Raw genomic sequence first — 17011 nt, 5'->3', positions numbered from 1 at the left:
CGACCGGGGGACACTAGCACCTGCGGGACGCCACCGCGCACATGGCTAGAGTGTTCGAGCCCCGAGCCCGAGCGGCAGCCTGGAAAGGGAACCCTGCCGATGGAGTACCGGACCATGACGCGGCGTGCCCCGTCGCGCGGGCGTCGTTCGCCGGGTGCGCGGCGCGCGCTGCCCCTCCTGCGCGCACCGCTGCGCGGCACGGCCGCCGTCGCGCTGCTCGCCCTCGTTCCGGTGGCGGCCCCAGCGCATGCCGCCGGTCCCGAGCCCTCCGCCTCACCCAGCGCCGAACCGGCCGCGCTGCCGCAGATCGCCTCGCTCAAGACGCCGGACGATCCCTGCGCGAGCGCCGGCGCCGAGGTGGTGGCCGAGGCACCCTGGACGCACAACGCCCTCGGGCTCGCCGAGGCGCACGAACTGAGCCGCGGTTCGGGGACGACCGTCGCCGTCCTCGCCACCGCCGTCGACGACGGCGCGGGCGCACTCTCCGGGGCGGTGGCCGGCGCCGGCACCGACTGCCTCGGATTCGGCAGTTTCCTCGCCGGAGTCGCCGCCGCCCGCGCGCAGTCCGACAGCGGATTCGTCGGTGTGGCGCCGAGGGCGCGGATCACCGCCGTGCCGACCGGCGAGAGCGACACCGGTCTCACCTCCGCCGGCCAGATCGCCTCGGGCATCCGGGACGCGGTCGCCGCCGACGCCGACGTGATCCTGGTGGGTACGGCGGCGCTGGCGGGCTCCACGGCGCTGGACGAGGCGGTGGCCGCCGCCGTCGCCGCCGACGCGGTCGTCGTCGCCCCGGCGACGGCCCAGGGCCCCGACGGCCCGCTGCCCGGCCATCCGGCGCAGAACCCCGACGTGCTGAGCGTGGCGGCGCACGACGTCGCGGGCGTCCCGGTGCTGGAGACCCCGCTCACGGGCGAGGACGATGAGCCCGCCCGCGTGGACGTGACCGCGCCCGGCGACCGGGTCATGGGCGTGGGCCCCGGCGGGGACGGGCATTTCGTCAGCGCCGGCGATGGCGTGGCCGCGGCGTTCGCCGCCGGCACGGCGGCGCTGCTGCGCTCGCACGCCGCCGACCTGACCGAGGCCCAGGTGCGGGAACGGCTCGCCTCGACCGCCTACGCCTCCCCCGGCGGCGCCGATGACCCGCTGTCCGGCCACGGCCGGATCGACCCGCTGGCCGCCCTGACCAACCGGCCGGCCGCCGGCGACACGCGCGTGCCGGGCGACGAGTACGTCCCCGATCCCTCTCCCCGCGGTTCGGTGCAGGCCGCCACAACGGCCGCGGTGGTCGGCGCCGCCGGGTTCGTGGTCGTCTTCTCCGCCCTGGCCGCGGCGGTCCTGCGCAACGGGCGCGCCCGCAAGTGGCGGCCGGCGGCGGCCGGCGAGCGTCCGCCCGACATCGACAACCGGTGGGGCCCCGGCGGTACGTCGGGCGACCGCCCCTGACCCGGTCTCCGGGTCCGCCTGCGAGTCACGTCCGGCCGGGCGCCGGAGAACGCCCGAATGACGCTGGGGCCGGTGCGGTGCACCGGCCCCAGCGTCATTCGGGTCAGCGGTCCCAGTCGGCGCCCTCGGCGATGGCGAGCTGGACCTCGACGGGATCGCGCCGGGAGATCCACAGCGCCCGGCCGGGCGGCATGTTCTGCGCGCGGACGTTGCCGAACAGCATGCCCTCCGACGGCGGGGTGGAGAGCATGATGGCCGGTGTGTTTCCGTCGATGAGCGAGCGGAGGACCGGTTCCATCGAGGCGCGCCCGAACCCGCCGGCCGCGTGCACCACGATCAGGTGCATGCCGATCTCGGCGCCCTGGGAGAGCATCGGGAGCAGCGGCGCCAGTGGGCTCGGCCCGCTGCCGCTGATCATCTCCAGGTCGTCGACGATGAGGAACAGCTCCGGCCCGGACCACCAGTCGCGCTTGCGGATGCGGTCGGGGGTGATGTCGGGTCCGGGGAGCCGTTCCTTCATGGCCCCGGCGGCGGCGGCCATCATCTCGCGCGCCGGATCGGCGGCGACCGCGTAGCCGAGTTGCATCTCGGACGGGATGGCGTCGTACAGCTCGCGGCGCTGGTCCACGAGCACCACCCGCGCGGTGTTCGGGTTGTAGTGGGCGCGGATCGCGTTGGTGATGTGCCGCAGCAGTGTCGTCTTGCCGGTCTCGGTGTCGCCGACCACCAGCAGGTGCGGAGTGGCGGAGAAGTCGTGCCAGAACGGCTGCATCCGGCGGCTCTCCAGCCCGAGCGGCACCCGCAGTGCGCCCCCGGCGGTGAGCTCGGACGCGGGCAGCTCCGCCGCGCGCAGCTTCGGGGGCAGCGTACGGACCGGAGGGGCCGCCGGGCCGTCCCAGGCCGCGCGCACCCGCTCGATGATCTCCGTCATGCCCGCCGACAGGCTGACCGGGTCGGCGTTGCCATCGGCGCGCGGCAGGCCGGTGAGGAAGTGGTGCTGGTCCTCGGTGATGCCGCGGCCGACGATGCGCGGCACGGTCTTCGCCTTGCGCATGTTGACCATCGAGTCGACGGCGTCGCCCAGGCGGAGCTCGAAGCGGGTGGCCATCAGGTCGCGCACCCCGCTGTGGTAGTCGGCCCAGCGCGGCGACGCCGCGACGACGTGCACGCCGTAGTTGAGACCCCGCTGCGCGATCTGCAGGATCGGCGCGATGAGGTCCATGAAGTCCTGCCGGATGGTGGCCCAGCCGTCGATGACGAGGAAGACGTCGCCGTAGACGTCGTCGGCGAACTCCCCGGCGGCCCGGCGGCGCCGGTAGGTGGCCATGGAGTCGACCCCGTGCTCGGCGAACTGCGCCTCCCGGCGGTCGAGCAGTTCGGTCAGCTCCATGATGGTGCGGTTGATGCGCCGGGAGTCCGTGCGCCCGACCACGCTTCCGACGTGCGGCAGACCGCTCAGCGCCTGCAGCACGCCACCGCCGAAGTCCAGGCAGTAGAACTGCACCTGGGCCGGAGTGTTCAGCACCGCCAGTGAGGTCATGAGCAGGGCGAGCAGCGTGCTCTTGCCGCTCTGGGGACCGCCGGCGATACCGACGTGGCCGCCGGCACCGGCGAGTTCGGCCTTGAGGGGCAGCCGCATCTGCTCGAAGGGGCGGTCGATGATGCCCAGCGGCACCGTCAGCTTGCTCTCCGCGGACCAGAGCAGGCCGCCCTCCGGGAGCGTCACGCCGAGCATCTCCAGCAGCTCGTCGATGAGCGGCGGGACGTCGAGCGGCGGCAGCCAGACCCGCCGGGCGGCCGGTCCCTGTTCGTGCAGCCGGGTGAGCGCGACGCCGAGCAGCGGTTCACTGTTCTCGTCCGTGGCCACCTCCTCCTCGACCTCCTGGACCGGAGCCCGGCCCGGCACGTAGCCGTCCAGGAACGGCACCACCTCGGCGAGGACTTCGCTGCGGGCGCTACTGCGCTGCCGGGCGTGGTACGGGCCGGACACGTAGGCGGCCTTGAACCGGGTGAGGGTCTCGGTGTCGCTCTTCAGGTAGCCGTTACCGGGCGCGGAGGGCAGCTGGTGCGCGTCGGGGACGCCGAGGACGCCGCGGCTCTCGATCGCGGAGAAGGTGCGCAGGCCGATCCGGTACGACAGGTGGCTCTCCAGCTGGTGCATGCGCCCCTCGTCAAGGCGCTGGGAGGCGAGCAGCAGGTGCACGCCGAGGCTGCGTCCGAGCCGGCCGATCATGACGAACAGGTCCATGAAGTCGCGGTGCGCCGCGAGAAGCTCGCTGAACTCGTCGACCACGACGAACAGCGTGGGCATCGGCTCCATGGTGGGGTCGGACTGCCGTGCCTTCTCGTACTCGTGGATGGAGCTGTGGTTGCCGGCGGCGCGCAGCTGCTCCTGGCGGCGGACCAGCTCGCCGTGCAGGGCGTCCTGCATGCGTTCCACGAGGATGGCCTCGTCGGCGAGGTTGGTGATCAGCGCCGAGGTGTGCCGGAGGCGGTCGAGGCCGATGAAGGTGGCGCCGCCCTTGAAGTCGACGAGGATGAAGTTGAGCGTCTCGGAGGAGTGGGTCAGCGCGAGGGCGAGCACCAGGGTGCGCAGCAGCTCGCTCTTGCCGGACCCGGTGGCGCCGATCAGCATGCCGTGCGGGCCCATTCCGCCGAGCGCCGACTCTTTGAGGTCGAGCTCCAGGGGCGCGCCGTCGGCGGTCATCCCGATGGGGACGCGCAGCCGGTTCTTCGGGTGCAGCTCCGACCACATCCGGTGGACGTCGTGGCCGTGCAGGTTGGTGATGCCGAGCAGCGTGGTCAGCTCGAAGTCGGTGGTCAGCGGCTCGGTGATCTCCTGGGCGACGCTCACCCGGTACGGCGCGAGCAGCCGGGCCAGGCTGTCGGCGCGGGTCCGGCTGAGCCGGTCCGGCCGGCCGAGCGGGGAGTACACGGTGCGGCCGCTGTGGTCCTGGGAGATCATCTGCAGCCGGTCGCGCGCGACGTCCAGCCCCAGGGTGTAGGGGTCGTGCTCGGGCGGCAGGGGGTCGTCCACGTCGATGATGACGGCGTTTCGGAACCCGCCGCCGATGAACCGCGACCCGGGCGGGATCTGCCCGCCGTCCACGATGATCACCGTGTAGGGCTCGTCGCGGCTGGGCGCTGCCGCCGGGTCGAACCGGGGGCGGTCGGCGAACTCCTCACCGATCAGTCCCTCCAGCTCGACGGCGTCCTGCGCGATGAGCCGAAGGGCACCGGCCCCGTCGTGCTCGGTGGGGTGCTGGGCGTGCGGCAGCCACTTCAGCCACGACCAGTGGGCGCGGCGGTCGTCGGCGACGCAGGCGGCGACCCGCAGGTCGTCGTGGGTGTGGAAGACGACGAGCTGGCCGATGAGCGCCCGCACCATCGCCCGGGACGCCTCGGCGTCACCGCGCAGCGACACGTGGGCGTAGCCGCGCAGGTAGACCGAGATGGGCTGGTTCTCGACGGTGGCGTAGGCCCTGATGAACCGCCGCAGCGCGTGCGCGCTCAGCGGTTCCAGGTCCTCGACCGGCTTGGAGGACACCGGGGAGATGGTCATCCCCATCTCCTGCTCGCCGACGGCCAGTCGTACCTCGGCGAAGTCGTCGTCGGTGGAGCGGCGCTCCCACAGCCGGGAGGTGCGGACGATCGCCCAGAGCGCGTCCGGGTCCGGGGCGCGCCATAGCATGGCGTCGCGCTGTTCGGTGACGACCTGGCGCAGCCGGGTGCGCATCTGGTTCAGATAGCGCAGGTAGTCGCGCCGGTCGTCGTTGAGTTTGCGGCGGCGCTCCAGAATGGTGCGCACGTACTGTCCGGCGAGCATCAGCACCGCACCGGTCAGCATCATGCCGCCGGCGATGTAGGGCATCACTCCGCCGCCGGATCCGCCGGGCCGGATGAACAGCATCATCATGGCCAGCGAGGTCATCGCCATCGGCAGGTACATGAAGACCGACGAAACGCTGGACTGCATCTCCGGCAGTTCCGGCGGCTCCTGCAGGCTGATATCGCCGGACGGCATGTCCGGTCCCGGACGGCGCGGAGGCCGGCGAACGAGGATGGTGCTCACAGAATGACGCCCTCCTGGAGCGCTACGGGGCGGTCTGGGATCAGATGTCCGGATTTCAGATACGCCGTGTGACTATGCACTACAGCACGCGCGTAAAACGGTATCGTTACGACCCAAAGTCACATGACCAAAATCTTGGTCTCAACCAATTCCAAAAGGGATGGGGCGATGTTAACGTCACTTCCCGTCCGCCGCGCAGTCCGTACCCCCGACGAGTAGGCCCGCATGAGCGACTCCTCCACCGCCACGGAGCTGTGCAGGCTGGTGATTCGAGCCCCCAGCCGCACCTTCGAGATCGCCGCTCCCTCTGATGTTCCCATCGCCGAGCTACTGCCGACCTTCGTGCTGTACGCCGAGGGTGACGAAGGCGAGGACCTCGACGAGAGCGGCCTGGAGCACGACGGCTGGGTGCTGCAGCAGCTCGGGGACGACCCGCTCGACGAGGACGAGACGATCAGCTCGCTCGGTCTGTGCCACGGCGAGACGCTATACCTTCGTCCCCGCCGGGACCAGTTACCCCCGATCCACTTCGACGATCTCGTGGACGGTGTCGCCAACGGCATGGCCGAGCGCCCCGACCGGTGGCGGCCCGCGTTCACCCGGATGCTGCTGCAGGGCCTCGGCCTCGGTGTGCTGCTGCTCGGCCTCGGAGTCCTCGTCCTGGGCGGTACCGGCGGCCTGACCGCGCTGATCGGGGCCTCCTCCGCGGTGCTGATGCTGCTGGCCGCCTGGGCCGCCTCCCGGGCGATGGGCGACCCGCTCGCGGCCACCGGCCTGGCCGGGGCCGCGATCCTCTACATGGCTCTGGCCGGGGCCGCCATGCCCGCCGGAGAGCCCGGAACCTCGCTGCTCGGCGCCCGGATCCTCGCCGGTTCCATGGCCGGTGCCGGAGCGACCGTGCTCGGCCTCGCCGCGGTCGCCGGATCGGTGCCGTTCTTCCTCGGGGCCCTCGTCGTCCAGATCTTCGGCGTGCTCTTCGCCGTCAGCCTGATGTTCCTGCCCAGCGCCACGCTCGCCGGGTGCGCGGGGCTGGTGGGGATGCTCGCCCTGCTGCTGAGCACCTTCTCCCCGCAGCTCGCCTTCCGCATCTCCGGTATGCGGCTGCCACCGCTGCCGGCCAATCCCAAGCAGCTCCAGGAGGCCATCGACCCCTACCCGGCCCGCGACGTGCTGGACCGGACCCGGCTGGCCGACGGCTACCAGAGCGCACTGCTCGCCTCGACCGGCGTGGTCCTCGGCGGCTGCCTGGTGCTGCTGGCGCGCACCCCCGGCTGGGTGTCCGTCACGCTGTGCATCGTGTTCGCGCTGGTGATGCTGCTGCAGACGCGCGGGCTGGCCAGCGCCTGGCAGCGGATGTACATGGTCGTGCCGCCGTGCGTGGGGCTGACCACCCTGCTGCTCTTCTCCGTCTGGGACGTCGGCGTGCTGGCGCGGCTGCTGACCCTGCTCGGCCTGTACGCCGTGACGACCTCGCTGGCACTGGTCTCGTGGACGCTGCCCGGCCGCCGTCCGCTGCCGCACTGGGGCCGCGCCGCGGAGATCATCCAGACGCTGCTCGCCGTCGCCCTGCTGTCCCTCGTGCTCGCCAACCTGGGCGTTTTCACCGCCCTGCGTGGAATCGGCGGGTGAACCCGTGCAGACACGACGCGACCGGGTCCAGGCGCACACCTTCGTGGTGGGGCGGCTCAGCACGGCGATGCTCGAAGCCGATCCCGACGCGGTGGACGCCCCGATGCGCCGCACGCGCAACGGCAGCTTCATCGGGCTGGCGATCGGCGCGCTCCTGTGCGTGGGCTTCCTGGTCTTCGGGCTGATCTTCCCCGGCGGCGCCCAGTCCTGGCGGCAGGAGGGGCGGCTCATCGTCGAAAAGGAGACGGGCGCCACCTACCTGTACGCCGACGGCGTGCTGCGGCCGGTCGCCAACTACGCGTCCGCCCGGCTGATCCAGGGCGCGCAGATGACGGTGGCGTCGGTGTCGAGCGCATCCCTGGAGGGCGTGCCCAAGGGCGGCGCGGTGGGCATCCCCGGCGCCCCGGACACGCTGCCGGCCGCGGACGGGGAGGCGGGAACGTGGCTGCTGTGCGCCATCCCGCCGACCTCGGACCACGACGCCCGCACGGCGCTGACCGTCACCCCGGAGGCCACCGCCGCCGCCCTCCCCAATGACTTCGGGGTGCTGGTCGCCGACCCCGACGGCGACCGCCACCTGCTGTGGCGCGGCACCCGGCTGCGGCTGGACACCGACAACGGCGCGCTGGAGGCGCTCGGCTACGGCACCAGCCCCGTCCTCCCGGTGACCGACGCCTTCCTGGACACCGTGCCGGCCGCCCCCGACCTCGCCGCCCCCACCGTTGCCGGTCTGGGCGAGCAGGGACCGGCCATCGCCGGACGCCCGGCCACCGTCGGCCAGGTGTTCGTCGTCGGCGGTGACGGGCAGCAGGACCAGTACTACCTGCTCACCCGCGACGGGCTCGTCCCGCTCACCGCCACCGACTCCCGGCTGCTCCTCACCCACCCCGCAGTCCAGGCCGACGCCTACGGAGGCGAGACCCCGACCGCCGTGCCGCTGACGCCCGCCGACCTGCGGGGCGTGCTCGCCGAGGGCGGCGGCGTCGACCGCCCGGGCGACAGCCCGTTCCCGGCCAGCCCGCCGGAGCTGGTCCCGCTCGACGGCGACACCGCCTGCCTGCGGCTCGGCGCCGACGGCGGCCTGGGCCTGGCGATCCGGCCGGTCGACGACATCCGCGCCTGGCCGGTGCAGGAGGCGCCGGCGATCGCCCCCGGCTGCCCCACCCCCGACCTCATGGGCATCCCCTCCGGTGGCGGCGCCCTGGTCGAGGCACGGCCCGTCGGCGGCAGCACCGAGACCCCGACCTACTACGTGGTCACGGATTCCGCCGCCAAGTTCCCCGTGTCGGACACCGACACGGTCGGCGCCCTCGGTTTCGACCCGGCCACGGCCACCGCCGTGCCGACGTCGCTGCTGAGGCTGATCCCCACCGGCCCACTACTGGCTCCTGACGCCGCGCCGCTTCCCGTGGCGCGGGATCCGGAGCCGCCGCAGACCGACTGTCCCGAGTGAACCGACCCGACGACCGAAAGGAATCCGGGCCATGTCCCAGATGCAGAATCAGGATGCAGCCAACCGGCTAGCGCAGTCCGCCCTGCAGGAGGCCTACGGCACCTGCAACAACGTCTACACCAGCGTCGACAACACGCGCGACAGCCTCCGGGGCGCCTGGCAGGGTGCGGCCGCCAACAAGTACTTCGAGGCCCTCGTGCTGTGGCTGGAGGAGCTGCGGCTCATCACCAACGAGATGAACGGCTTCATCAGCACCTTCGGCGGCACCGTGAACACGATGCACGCGATGGAGGACTCCAACGTCATCCAGGCGTCGAGCTGGACCAGCGCGCTCAACCCCAACCAGGCCGGCGTCTGATTCCCCATCCACCCGGGCTCATGACCGGCCGCGTCCGCGCGGCGTTCCATGAGCCGCCCCGGTTGCCCATCCACGCAACGCAGAAGGACGACCCATGACCGACGGCTTTTCCATCCAGTACGCAGGCACGACCATGGGCGAGGAAGCGCTTCGCCAGCAGACCGAGGTCGTCGCCAACGCGATCGAGACCCTCGCCACGCAGATGATGTCCGTCAAATCGCAGAACCTGGGTTTCACGGCGGAGGACTTCGACGCGGCGATCGCCCGGTGGCGGCTGAACGTCGAGGACATGCGCACCCTGCTCAACAGCGGTCAGCTCGCCCTGGGCGACATCGCCCAGAACTACGACTACACCGACCGCCGCGAGGCGGCGAGCTGGCAGGCGCTGCAGTAGCCGACCCCTGGAGGGCGGTCCCGGACGACCTGCCGTGGCCGCCCTCCTCCCCTGACGGTGACCGCCCCACGTGGGCCGACTGGGCGAAGACGGCGAGGAGGAGCCCGTGCCCGAGTTGCACGAGACGATGAACATCTTCGCGGACTCCAAGGACGACGGAGACCATCCGCCCATGCCCGCGATGAGCGAGGTCACCAAGGACCCCTGGCTCACCCACGGCTACTACCACTTCTGGGAGGACGACCACTTCATCCACGGCCACAGCTTCAACAACATGAACCTGTGGTTCAGCTGGAACGAGTCCACCTCCACGTGGACCGGCTACACGTGGTCCTACTACGGCGGCACCGACTACTCCGGATACTGGTTCGAGCCCAACCTCTACGGCGCCGACTCGGCGGAGAACAAGTTCCGGAACCGGCTGCTCGACCTGCGCAACGTCGCGGTGGTCGGCAACTCGATGCGCTCCGGCAACTACGCGACCCAGACGCACTGGGACATCGCCGGTGAGATCGCCTCCGCGGACGAGTTCTTCTCCACTCAGCGTGACGGCATCTTCAAGCGGTTCAACGAGATCGACGTCCCCGACAGCCCGATGCAGGGCGACGGCGCCGCGGCGTTCGCCGCCCACCTGTACAGCCTGGGCACCTACCTGGAGTCGCTGACCCAGCAGCTGGACGTGTTCCACAACGCCGTCAACGACGTCCGCCCCGGCATCACGGCGGCGATCATGACGCTGGCCAATGAGATCGACGCCTGGAACACCAATTACAAGGGCATCTACGAACTCGTCTACGACTGGTACAACACCGCCAACGCCGGCCTGCGGTTCAACGAGGGCCGCGACCAGATGGAAGTCCTCGTCAACCCGGAGACGAACGACTACGGCATCGTGGGCGACGCGGCGACCGACGCCCGGGTCAACGCGCTACTGCACGACCGCTGGCGCAAGCAGCTCGACGGTGTGATCGAGGCCGCCGCCGAGCTGCACAAAACGATGGAGTCCCACTACGACACCATCGCCGGCCGGATCAAGCGGATCACCCCGACCCCGGGCAGCAACCCGCCGGGGTACACCCCGCCCGAGGGCGAGGGCGGGCCGAACGGGGGCAACAACCCGTGGGAGAACCCGCCGGACTGGCTCGACGACTACATGAACACTCCGCCGCCCAAGCTGGAGTTCGAGCCGCCGCCCGACTACGAGTACGAGCCGCCGCCGGGTCCGGGGCCGGGCAGCGGCATGGGGCCGCCGCCGCCCGAGAACGAGTACCAGCCGCCGCCCTACAACGAGTACCAGCCGCCCCCCACGGAGACCTACGGCGGGCCGGGTGGCGGCAGCGACCTGCCGCCGCCGGCCAACGACCAGTACCAGCCGCCGCCCATGCAGTCCTTCAGCGGCCCGGGCGGGGGCGGCGGCATGCCGCCGCCCACCGACTCCTTCGGCGGGCCGGGCAACAACAGCACCATGCCGCCGCCCCCCGGCGACATCAGCGGCCCCGGCAATGGCAGCACCATGCCGCCACCTCCCGGCGACATCAGCGGGCCGGGCAGCGGCAGCACCATGCCGCCACCCCCTGGAGACATCAGCGGGCCGGGCAACGGCAGCACCATGCCGCCACCTCCCGGCGACATCAGCGGCCCCGGCGACGGCAGCACCATGCCGCCCCCGCCCATGTATCCGGGCGGGGGCCCCGGTAACGGCAGCATGCCGCCACCGCCCGGTCAGCGGACCGGCGGGCCGGGCAACCGGACGCCGTTCCCGGTCGACCCGGACACCGGGCTGCCCATCAACCCCGACACGGGCGAGCCGTTCCCGGTCGACCCGGACACCGGCCTGCCCTACGACCCCGACACCGGGCTGCCCGTCGCGATCGACCCGGAGACGCGTCAGCCGACACCGATCGACCCGATGACGGGCCAGCCGATCACCAGCAGCGGGCCCGGCGGCGGAGGCTTCCCCGGCGGATTCCCCACCGACCCGGACACCGGGCTGCCCATCAACCCGGACACGGGCGAGCCGTTCCCGGTCGACCCGGACACCGGCCTGCCCTACAACCCCGACACCGGGCTCCCCGTCGCCCTCGACCCCGACACCGGCCAGCCGTACCCCATCGACCCGATCACCGGCGGGCCCGTCGATCCGGACACCGGCCTGCCGATCCAGTTCGATCCGGAGACCGGCGGCCCGGTCGGCATCGACCCGATCACCGGTCAGCCGATCACCAGCAGCGGCCCCGGCGGCGGAGGCTTCCCCGGCGGATTCCCCACCGACCCCGGCACCGGGCTGCCCATCAACCCCGAAACCGGCCAGCCCTTCCCGATCGACCCCGACACCGGCCTGCCCTACAACCCCGACACCGGGCTCCCCGTCGCCCTGGACCCCGACACCGGCCAGCCGTACCCCATCGACCCCGACACGGGGATGCCGTACGACCCGGACACGGGCCTGCCGATCCAGATGGACCCGTCCACCGGCCGGCCGATCGGGATCGACCCGATGACGGGCGAACCGATCACGAGCAGCGGTCCGGGCGGCGGTGGCTTCCCGACCGATCCCGACAGCGGGATTCCGATCAATCCCGCGACCGGCGAGCCCTTCCCCATCGATCCGGACACTGAGCTGCCGTACAACCCCGACACCGGCCTGCCGGTGCTGGTGGACCCGGACACCGGCCAGCCCTTCCCGATCGACCCCGGTACGGGGCTGCCGTACGACCCCGACACCGGGTACCAGATGAGGTTCGACCCGGAGACCGGGGAGACCTATCCGATCGACCCCGACACCGGGCTGCGGATCGACCCCGAGACGGGGCTGCCCATCACGAGCAGCGGACCGGGCGGCGGCTCCGGCCTGCCCGCCCCGCCGCGGATCGACATCCCGGACTACGGCGGTCCCACGACCAGCAGTGGTCCCGGCTCGGGCGGCTTCGGCGGCGAAGGCCAGGGGCCCGGCTCGTCCGACCGTTCCAGCCTGTTCGCCGGTCCCGGCGGGCAGAACGGCGCGGGAGGGCCGTCCGGTGCCCCCGGCGAGAGCGGCTTTTTGACATCGCCGAACCCCTCGGCGCAGAACCAGATGCAGAACGGAGCCGGCGCCCCCATGGGCGGCGGTATGCCGCCCATGATGCCGCCGGGCATGGGCCAGCAGAACGGGCAGGACCGCAACCGCTCGACCTGGCTATCGGAGGACGAGAAGGTCTGGGGCACCGCCGGCAAGGACCGCAAGTCCGTCCTCGGGCGTCCCGTGCCCGGTGAAGAGAAGAAGGGAGCGGCACGTGAGTACATCGATGCCCGAACAGGTGGAACAGGCACTCGCACGTCTTCGGACGCAGATGGCGGAGTTCGCGCAGGCAAACGCAAGCCTGGAGTCGGCAACCGAAGAGGCCGTGTCCAAGGATCGGGCGGTGAGCGCGAAGGTTAACGCCAAGGGCGAGCTGGTGGAGCTGAAGTTCCCCACGCAGAAGTACCGCCAGATGGCGCCCGCGGAGCTGGCCGGCGCGATCAAGGACGTCATCGACCGCGCCCGCAACCAGATGTCCGCGCACGTCGCCGAGACACTCGGCCGCTTCGCCCCGGAGGGCGTGAACATGGCCGACGCGATGAACGGTCGAATCGACCCGACGAAGATGATGGGCAAACTCGACCTCCCCTTCCCCATGGGCACGGACGTGCCCGGCAGGAGCGAACGCCCCGAGGCGGGCTAGGAGACGACCATGACCGAGAACCGGGACAGCTCCACCCCCGTCCCCTCCGAGGAGGGCGACCCGAGTTCCCCGCGCGAGGTACTGCGGACCGTGGCCATGATGGCGCCGGTCGCCGCCTCGGCCGGTGACAGCGTCAGCACCGACCCCGCGACCGGGGACGTGCGCATCACGCAGGACGACGGCGACGTCACGATGCTGGACGCCGGCGACCAGCCGGTCCGCGTCGACGACGAGACCGGCATCGTCACCGTGGGCGAGGACGGCGAGGCGACCGTCGAGGCGTTCCGGGCCCTGAAGCAGAACCTGCCCCGGCACGAGGTCCGGCCCGGAGCCCAGCAGCCCGGCCAGCCCGGGCACGGCGGGGACGGGGGCGGTACCCACACCGGCGAGAACCAGCATCCCGTCGAGGAGCAGCAGCTCACGCAGCAGCAGACCCCTATGGCCGAGACGACGGACACCGCCTCGGTGTTCGCGCGCGCCCTCCACCCCGACCGGACGAATGAGCGCTCGGTCCCCGCGGACGATTTCAGCGAGCCCCTGCAGGGAGAGGCGCAGCGGCTGGAGCCCCTGGTGCCCGCCGAGCGGATCCGGGCGGAGCCCGCGATTCCGGTGGAGCCCCTGACCCGGGCAGAGCCCGCGATTCCGGCCGAGACGATGCGGACGGGCCCGGCGGAGCCGGTCATGTACGGCGAGCCGGCCCCTTCGGTGAAGGGCGAGCCGGCGGTCCCCGCAAGCTCCGACGGCACCGGTGAGGACCGCACCCCCGGCATCGAGATCGATCCCGACAGCGGCCTGGTCACCGTCGACAACGGCACCAGCATGGTGCACATCGACCACGGCGACCACGACATCGGCATGGACCCCGAGACCGGGCTGTTCACCGCCACGCCCGAGGGCAGCAAGGCGGTGTCGCCGCCCGGGCAGGTGAGCGTCGACCCCGACAGTGGGCTGCTCAGCATCCTGCACAGCGCCGGCAAGGTCACCATCGATCCGGAGACCGGCGAGGTCACCCTCGACTCCGAGGGCGCCTTCGCCATCGACCCGGAGAGCGGCATGCTGACGATGGGCGACCCGGCGTCGCTCGCCGCGGCGGAGCTCGGCGCGACCGGCGTCGGCGTGCCGATGCCCAACCCCGGCGAGGTGCTGGTCCGGGTCGACCCGGAGACCGGGCTCATCCAGGTGTTCCGCCCCGAGGGCCGGATCACGATCAACCCCGAGGACGGCGCGGTCGGCGTCGAACTCGGCGACGGTGGTGTCAGCGTCGACCCGGAGACGGGCAAGGTCACCGTCACCCCCGCCGAGGACCAGGAGCGCGCTGGCGGCGGTGGCAACGACGCCGTTCCCGCCGGTGACGAGGACAGGCCCGAGACGCTACCCGCGGGCGACGACCGGCCCGGTGCGGAGGAGGGAACCGCCTTCGAGCCGGGCCCGGGCACCCCGGCCAAGACGGTCCCCGCCGGGGACACGAACCCCGGCATTCCGCCGAACCAGGGGCACACCCCGGAGCAGGACGCGCCGCAGGGCCGGGGACAGGGCGACGGTCGCGACGACGTCCCCGCCGGGGACTCCGAAGACCGGCCGCGGACCCTGCCGGCGAACGACGACCGGCCCGGTGCGGAGGAGGGAACCGCCCCCGAGCCGGGCCCCGGCACCCCCACCAAGACGGTCCCCGCCGGGGACACGAACCCCGGCACCGGCCCTCTCTCCACCGGCCAGGGCACCCCCGCCCCCGGGGAGACCCCCGAAGGAGAGGGCTCACCGGGCGAGGGCTCACCGGGCGAGGAGCCCGAGAGGCAGATGGAGCGCCTCTCCGACCATCAGCCCGGCCTCGAACGCACTCCCACCGAGCAGGTCTCGGGGCAGGAGCCCGGAACCGGCGAGGGAGCGGGTGAGCAGCCGCAGGAGGGCGAGCCGCTGCAGGCGGGAGAACGGCAGCGGGGAGAGCTGCTGCAGCCGACGCAGAGCACCCCCCAGACCGCCGCCGGCCAGCCCACGGCCGAGGCGGAACCCACGCGCGCGGTGCGCACCGACCCCGAAACGGGCGAAACCGAGGTCGACTACGGGAACGGGTCCGTGACCGTCGACCCGGATGTCGGCGAGTTGCAGGCCGATCCGGAGACCGGCGAGCTGGTCTTCACCCCGAAGGGCGGCGATCCCGGCAACCCGAACGGCAGGGTGACCGTCGACCCTGAGACGGGCAAGATCACCGTCGGACCGAACGGCCTGACCATCGACCCGAAAACGGGCGAGGTCACGATGGACACCGGCAACGACCGGGTCCGCATCGATCCGGAGACCGGCGAGCTCATCGTCGGTGACCCCGCCGACACCGAGGGGAACGGCGACGGCACCTCTCCTGGCGAGGGGACCCCGCTGGAGGACGGTGACGCGCGGATCAGCGTCGATCCGGAGACCGGCGACATCATCGTCGACCGCCCCGACGGCCGGATCATCGTCGACCCGGAGACCGGTGCGGTCCGGGCCGAACTGGGTGAGAACCAGGTCGGGGTCGACCCGGAGACGGGCGAGATCACGCTCACCCCACCGGAGGAGCAGGAGCAGGGCCCGGGGGGACAGAACGGCGAGCCCGTCCAGGCCGTCCTGAACGAGGACGCCCCCTCCAACGGCCAGGAGGGCACCGACCCCACGTCCCCGCAGCCCGAGACGAGCCAGAGCCAGCCGCGGTCGGCGCTCGCCCCCTACGAGCCGGATCCCGGCGAGGAGGACTCCCCCGGCGACGAGGACACGCCGCGCACGGGCAGCCCCGAAGCCGAGGGGGAAGAGCCGTCCGGCGAGGAGGACGAGGAGGACGAGGAGGACTCGACGCGGCTGGATCCGACCGAGTCCAGAGACCCGGACGGAGAGGAAGACAAGAACGAGGACGATGACAAGAAGGAGGGCGACGAGGAGAAAGAGGGCGACGAGGAGAACAAGGAGGAGGACGACAAGAAAGAGGGCGACGACGAGAACGGAAATGGCAACGGGAACGGCAACGGCAACGGCGACCCCGAGGGCGACGTCACCACGATCCGCCTGAGCGAGATCAAGAAGTTCAACGAGGACTTCGTGATCGGGATCCGGGACAAGGCCGCCGCGCACAAGCTGAATCTCGAGCCCTACCAGGAGGGCGGCCCGCACCTCCTCGCCGGGAACCCCGAACACCTCCCCATCGTCGGCACGCTCCAGTCGCGGGTCGACCAGGGCCTGAAGGACATCTATACCGAGCTGGACAAGCTCGAAGTGGAGATGACGCGGATCTCGACCCAACTGAGCGAGAGCATGCTCAGGTGGTCCGATCTCGAGGACGACCAGGAACTCAACGCCCAGAAGCTCACCGCGATCATGGGGCAGCCGTTCGGCTCCCAGAGCACCGGCGGTGGCGGCGGTGGCGGTGGCGGTGGCGGCGGCTACGGCGGCGGCAACGGGCCCGAGGACGAAGAAGAGGAAGAAGAGAAGTAATCTCCCTCCCGAACACGGACGTCCAACGTCCGGCACCGGGACGCGCGCCCTCGACGGCGCGCGTCCCGGTGCCGGGGCCACGGAACGCAGCGCCGGACGGAACAGAAAGGAGCAGACGATGGCGGAGCACCACTTCGGCGCCAACCCCGACGAACTCGGCCGGGCCGGTAATGAGATCTACGACGCCGGCAATCTCGTGCACAAGGTCCGGACGGACCTGAGGGCGCAGCGCGCCAACCTCGGGGTCATTTACGAGGGCGGCGAAGAGATCGGGGACCAGCTGGAGAAGAACCTCACCCCGATGCTGGACAACCTGGACGAACTGCTCGGGTCGCTGGTCACCGCGTTCAACGACACCGCCGACGAGACGCTGAAGACCCGGCGGACGTTCCTGAACTCCGAGGACGCCAACCTGGACATCACCGAGGGCCTGAACAACAACTTCGACACCGACCCCGGCGGCACGCCCGGTGGCGGTGGCGGGCCGCGGAGAGGGTGA

General features: G+C 71.8%; 10 protein-coding genes. 9 read left to right on the top strand and 1 reads right to left on the bottom strand.

The window, feature by feature from the left end:
- Positions 1-114 precede the first annotated feature (114 nt).
- Positions 115-1446 carry a S8 family serine peptidase gene (locus ACFQRF_RS03775; protein ID WP_379868801.1) on the top strand — a complete coding sequence of 444 codons (1332 nt, stop codon included), beginning with the start codon at positions 115-117 and terminating at the stop codon, positions 1444-1446.
- 103 nt (positions 1447-1549) lie between these two features.
- On the opposite strand, the gene eccCa is transcribed toward ACFQRF_RS03775, so the two are convergent.
- On the bottom strand, positions 1550-5518 hold the full coding sequence (eccCa, locus tag ACFQRF_RS03770) for a type VII secretion protein EccCa (protein WP_379868800.1): 3969 nt from the start codon (positions 5516-5518) through the stop codon (positions 1550-1552).
- Between the two features lie 225 nt (positions 5519-5743).
- Between eccCa and eccD the strand changes: the two genes are divergently transcribed.
- The 8 genes from eccD (at position 5744) to ACFQRF_RS03730 (ending at position 17011) form a co-directional block, all read left to right on the top strand.
- A complete protein-coding gene (gene eccD, locus ACFQRF_RS03765; RefSeq protein ID WP_379868798.1) occupies positions 5744-7147 on the top strand; it encodes a type VII secretion integral membrane protein EccD in 1404 nt (467 codons plus the stop codon).
- A gap of 4 nt (positions 7148-7151) precedes the next feature.
- Complete coding sequence (gene eccB / locus ACFQRF_RS03760; protein WP_379868796.1) at positions 7152-8600, top strand: type VII secretion protein EccB; 1449 nt, start codon at positions 7152-7154, stop codon at positions 8598-8600.
- Between the two features lie 31 nt (positions 8601-8631).
- Positions 8632-8958, top strand: a complete 327-nt coding sequence (locus ACFQRF_RS03755) for a hypothetical protein (protein WP_379868794.1) — start codon at positions 8632-8634, stop codon at positions 8956-8958.
- 94 nt (positions 8959-9052) lie between these two features.
- Positions 9053-9352 carry a WXG100 family type VII secretion target gene (locus tag ACFQRF_RS03750; RefSeq protein ID WP_379868792.1) on the top strand — a complete coding sequence of 100 codons (300 nt, stop codon included), beginning with the start codon at positions 9053-9055 and terminating at the stop codon, positions 9350-9352.
- Between the two features lie 106 nt (positions 9353-9458).
- Positions 9459-12770, top strand: coding sequence for a hypothetical protein (locus tag ACFQRF_RS03745; RefSeq protein ID WP_379868790.1), 3312 nt, complete (start codon positions 9459-9461; stop codon positions 12768-12770).
- The gene (locus ACFQRF_RS03740; protein ID WP_379868788.1) at positions 12682-13053 is read left to right on the top strand and encodes a YbaB/EbfC family nucleoid-associated protein; all 372 of its coding nucleotides are present in this window, start codon (positions 12682-12684) and stop codon (positions 13051-13053) included. The genes ACFQRF_RS03745 and ACFQRF_RS03740 overlap by 89 nt, the downstream gene beginning before the upstream one ends.
- 9 nt (positions 13054-13062) lie before the next feature.
- Positions 13063-16512 (top strand): hypothetical protein, encoded by a 3450-nt coding sequence (locus ACFQRF_RS03735; RefSeq protein WP_379868786.1) that lies wholly within the window; start codon positions 13063-13065, stop codon positions 16510-16512.
- Between the two features lie 118 nt (positions 16513-16630).
- Positions 16631-17011 carry a hypothetical protein gene (locus ACFQRF_RS03730; RefSeq protein ID WP_379868784.1) on the top strand — a complete coding sequence of 127 codons (381 nt, stop codon included), beginning with the start codon at positions 16631-16633 and terminating at the stop codon, positions 17009-17011.

It is taken from the genome of Marinactinospora rubrisoli, assembly GCF_042664915.1.
Lineage (GTDB): Bacteria > Actinomycetota > Actinomycetes > Streptosporangiales > Streptosporangiaceae > Marinitenerispora > Marinitenerispora rubrisoli.
This window is presented reverse-complemented; position numbering and strand designations above follow the sequence as displayed.